The sequence below is a fragment of the Candidatus Frankia nodulisporulans genome (genome assembly GCF_902806475.1).
GTDB classification, from domain to species: domain Bacteria; phylum Actinomycetota; class Actinomycetes; order Frankiales; family Frankiaceae; genus Frankia; species Frankia umida.
This window is the reverse complement of record NZ_CADCWS010000358.1, coordinates 1-3,319: the sequence shown is the minus strand read 5'-3', so window position 1 is coordinate 3,319 and position 3,319 is coordinate 1. Positions and strand designations below refer to the sequence as shown.

Sequence of the window (3,319 nt, the reverse complement as noted above, 5' to 3'; positions counted from 1 at the left end):
TTAACCTACGGCCATTGGGTTATGGGGAGAACGATGTGGGGGTCGAGAATAGTGGTGATCTTGCCGGGAATGCGGAAGACGGCGTTGGGGGTGCCGGCGGCGGCCCAGACCTCGTCGTACTGGAGAAGGTCCTCGTCGACGAACAGAAGCATCGCCTGTTTGTGGCCGAGGGGGGGAACGCCGCCGATGGAGAAACCGGTGGTCCGTTTGACGTAGGCGGCGTCCGCCCGGGCGATGTCACGGCCGAGGGCGGCCGCGATCTTCGTTTCGTCCACCCGGTTCGTGCCACTGGCCAGGACCATCACGGGGCCGCCGGTGTCGGTGTCCCGAAAGACCAGCGACTTGACGATCTGTGCCTTCGAACAGCCCAGGGCGCGGGCGGCGTCGTCGGCCGTGTGGGTGGAGTCCGGCAGTTCCAGGACCTCGAGCGCATAACCGCGACCGTCGAGCATTTCCTGGAACTGCCGAGCCCGCTTGCTCAGACTCATCTGTCCCGCTCCTCGCATGTGACCCCTGCCAATCCGACCCGACGCAAACGGGTCAACACTAGCGACATCAGCGACGAAAACCAGCCGGATGGGGATGATGGCGGACCCAAGCGCGCGAATGTTGCGGCTTTTGTCATTGTTGCAGACGCATCGGCACTGGCCGGGTGACCTGCTGGCCGAACGACTCGAGGTGAGCGCCCGCACGCTGCGTCGCGACGTCGACCGGCTGCGGGAACTCGGCTACCCGGTCGAGGCCAGCCGCGGGGTCGCCGGCGGCTACCAGCTTCAGGCGGGGACGGCCATGCCGCCGTTGCTGCTCGACGACGAGGAGGCCGTGGCGGTCGCCGTCGGGCTGCGGACCGCGGCGGCTGGGGCGGTCGGTGGGGTGGGCGGGGTCGGCGAGACGTCCGTGCGGGCGTTGGCGAAGGTGGGCTTCGCCTACACCGACCGGGCCGGTGCGACGAGCCGCCGCCGGGTGGAGCCGTACCGGCTGGTGGCCCTCGGCGGACGCTGGTATCTGCTGGCCCGCGACGTCGACCGGGACGACTGGCGCACCTTCCGGGTCGACCGCGTCCAGGCGGTGACCGGCGGCGGACGGCGGTTTCGACCTCATGAGCTGCCGGACGCCGACGCGGCGGCCTATGTGCGCCGGGGAGTCGCCGGGGGTGCCTCCCGGCATCGGGTCGTCGTGCGGGTGCGGGCGCCGGCGTCTCAGGTGGGTCGGGTGATCGGCGGCTGGGGGCGCACCGAGGCGATCGACGCGGACCGTTGCCTGCTGCGGATGGACGATGTCGCGCTCGAGTGGGCGACGATGCTGCTCGGCGTGGTCGGGGCGCCTTTCACCGTGGTCGACCCCCCTGAGCTGGTCGAGCGGATCCGGGTGATCGCCGAGGTCCTGGCCCGGGCCGCCGCGGCCGGGCCACCGGCCACGACGGGGACGTCCCGCGGTGGGTCCGTCACCGAGGACCCCCGGTCGGGCGGTCCACGCGGGAATCACTGAGCTTGTCTGGCATGCTGGACGTCGCGGAGACACAGTGCGGGCAGCCGCGTCTCATCGGACCGTCAAGGTGCCGGCATCCTCAAGGTGGCCGGCCGGTGCGGGAGGCCGGTCACAACGTGAACGGAGACAGCGGCGCGGAGAACGCGTCCAGCGCGGGCGGGATTGTCGACGCGGATGGTGTGGTCGTCATCCGGTTGGACGCTCGTTCCGGCGGGGTCGACAAGGTGCGCCGGGCGGTGGCGAAGCTGCTCGCCGGCGGGCGCTGGGAATCGTTCGGCGACGACGCCTGTCTGGTCCTCAGTGAGCTGACGACCAATGCCCTGTTGCACGGTGACGCGCCGATCGAGGTGCGGGTGCGTGCCGGTGGGGCTGCGTTGCGGGTGGAGGTGCGCGACGGGAGCCGGGTGCTGCCGGTGCGGCCACCGGCCGGTGGGGACGCCCTGACCGGCCGCGGGATGGTGCTGGTCGCGGCCGCGTCCAGCCGGTGGGGCGTCGACCCGCTGCCCACCGGCAAGGTCGTCTGGGCCGAGTTCCGCCCCACCGACACCAGCGGTGAGGACGACGTCCAGGTCACCGATGGCGGTGTGGCGGTGCGTGGCCTGACCGGGATTCGTGGGGTCCGCCAGCAGACCCGTCCGGTGTCGGGTGCGCCGTCGTCGTCGCCGGGGCACGTCGTGCGCCTCGGCGATGTGCCCACCGATCTGCTGCTCGCCGCCAAGAACCATGTGGACGGGCTGGTCCGCGAGTTCACGCTGGCCGCCTCGGGCGCCGCGTCCGGGGCGAGCGTGGCCGTGCCCGAACGGCTCGCCGAACTGCTGACCATCGTCACCACCCGGTTCGCCGGGCCGCGGATGGCGATCAAGCGGCAGGCCCTGGGGGCGGCCGCGGCCGGACATCCCCGCACACCGCTGGAACTCGTCCTGCCCTCGAGCGCCGCGGCCGACGCCGAGCAGTACCTCGCCGCCCTCGAGGAGATCGAGGGTTACGCCCGGGCCGCCCGGCTGCTCACCGTCGAGTCCCCGCCGCAGCATGTCGCCTTCCGCCGCTGGTACATCGGTTCCCTGGTCGCCCAGCTACGCGCGGCCGAGCACACCGCCGGCCAGAACACCGGGCTCGGTCCGGCCGCGACGCGCAGTTTCGAGCAGTACCTGCTGGACACCCTCGATGTCGTCGTCGTCGCGCAGCGCACCGCGGAACGCTCCGCCCGGTTGCAGCGGGTCACCGCGGCGCTGGCCCAGGCGACCACACCGGAGCAGGTGGCGATGGCCGTCGTGTCCCAGGGCGCGGCGGTGCTGGGCGCCTCCGGCGGGGTGCTGCTGGTCCCCCAGGACGCCGGCCGGCTCGCGGTGACCGGGTCCATCGGCTACGGCGACAGCATGATCGCCGCGCTGCGGTCCGAGCGGATGACCGACCGGCTGCCGGCGATGGCGGCTCTGCGCACCGGCGAACCGGTCTGGCTCGAGTCCCGCCGCGAACGTGACCTGCGGTTTCCAGCCCTCGCCGAGCTGGAGCCGACGGCGGAGTCGATGTGTGTGCTGCCGTTGTTCGCCGGCGAGCGCACACTCGGTGCGCTGCGTTTCACCTTCGACCATCCACGGTTGTTCGACGAGGACGAACGCGCCTTCGTCGAGGCGCTGGCCGCGCAGACCGGGCTCGCCCTGGAACGGGCCCGGCTGTTCGCCGTCGAACGGGCCGCGCGTGAGCGCACCACCCTGTTCGCCGCGGCGACCGATCTGTTCACCTCCACCCTCGAGACGCCGCGCATCCTCGAGCATCTGGTCGGCCTGCTGGTGCCGTGGCATGCCGCCCGCACCGCCGCCGTGCTCGTCGA

General features: G+C 72.1%; 3 protein-coding genes. 2 read left to right on the top strand and 1 reads right to left on the bottom strand.

From position 1 onward, the window contains the following. Positions 1–5: 5 nt before the first annotated feature. Positions 6–488 (bottom strand): YbaK/EbsC family protein, encoded by a 483-nt coding sequence (locus G6R24_RS19595; RefSeq protein ID WP_163550637.1) that lies wholly within the window; start codon positions 486–488, stop codon positions 6–8. A gap of 97 nt (positions 489–585) precedes the next feature. On the opposite strand from G6R24_RS19595, the gene G6R24_RS19590 reads away from it, so the two are divergent. Both G6R24_RS19590 and G6R24_RS19585 read left to right on the top strand, forming a co-directional pair. After that, positions 586–1,488, top strand: a complete 903-nt coding sequence (locus G6R24_RS19590) for a helix-turn-helix transcriptional regulator (RefSeq protein ID WP_163550636.1) — start codon at positions 586–588, stop codon at positions 1,486–1,488. A 95-nt stretch (positions 1,489–1,583) separates the two neighbouring features. After that, positions 1,584–3,319 (top strand): GAF domain-containing protein (locus tag G6R24_RS19585; protein ID WP_225438782.1); only part of this gene is annotated, 1,736 nt, incomplete at its 3' end.

Excerpts from the sequence above, each read along its gene's own strand:
- G6R24_RS19595 (WP_163550637.1), bottom strand. The coding sequence starts at position 488 with ATGAGTCTGAGCAAGCGGGCTCGGCAGTTCCAGGAAATGCTCGACGGT.
- G6R24_RS19590 (WP_163550636.1), top strand. The coding sequence starts at position 586 with ATGGCGGACCCAAGCGCGCGAATGTTGCGGCTTTTGTCATTGTTGCAG.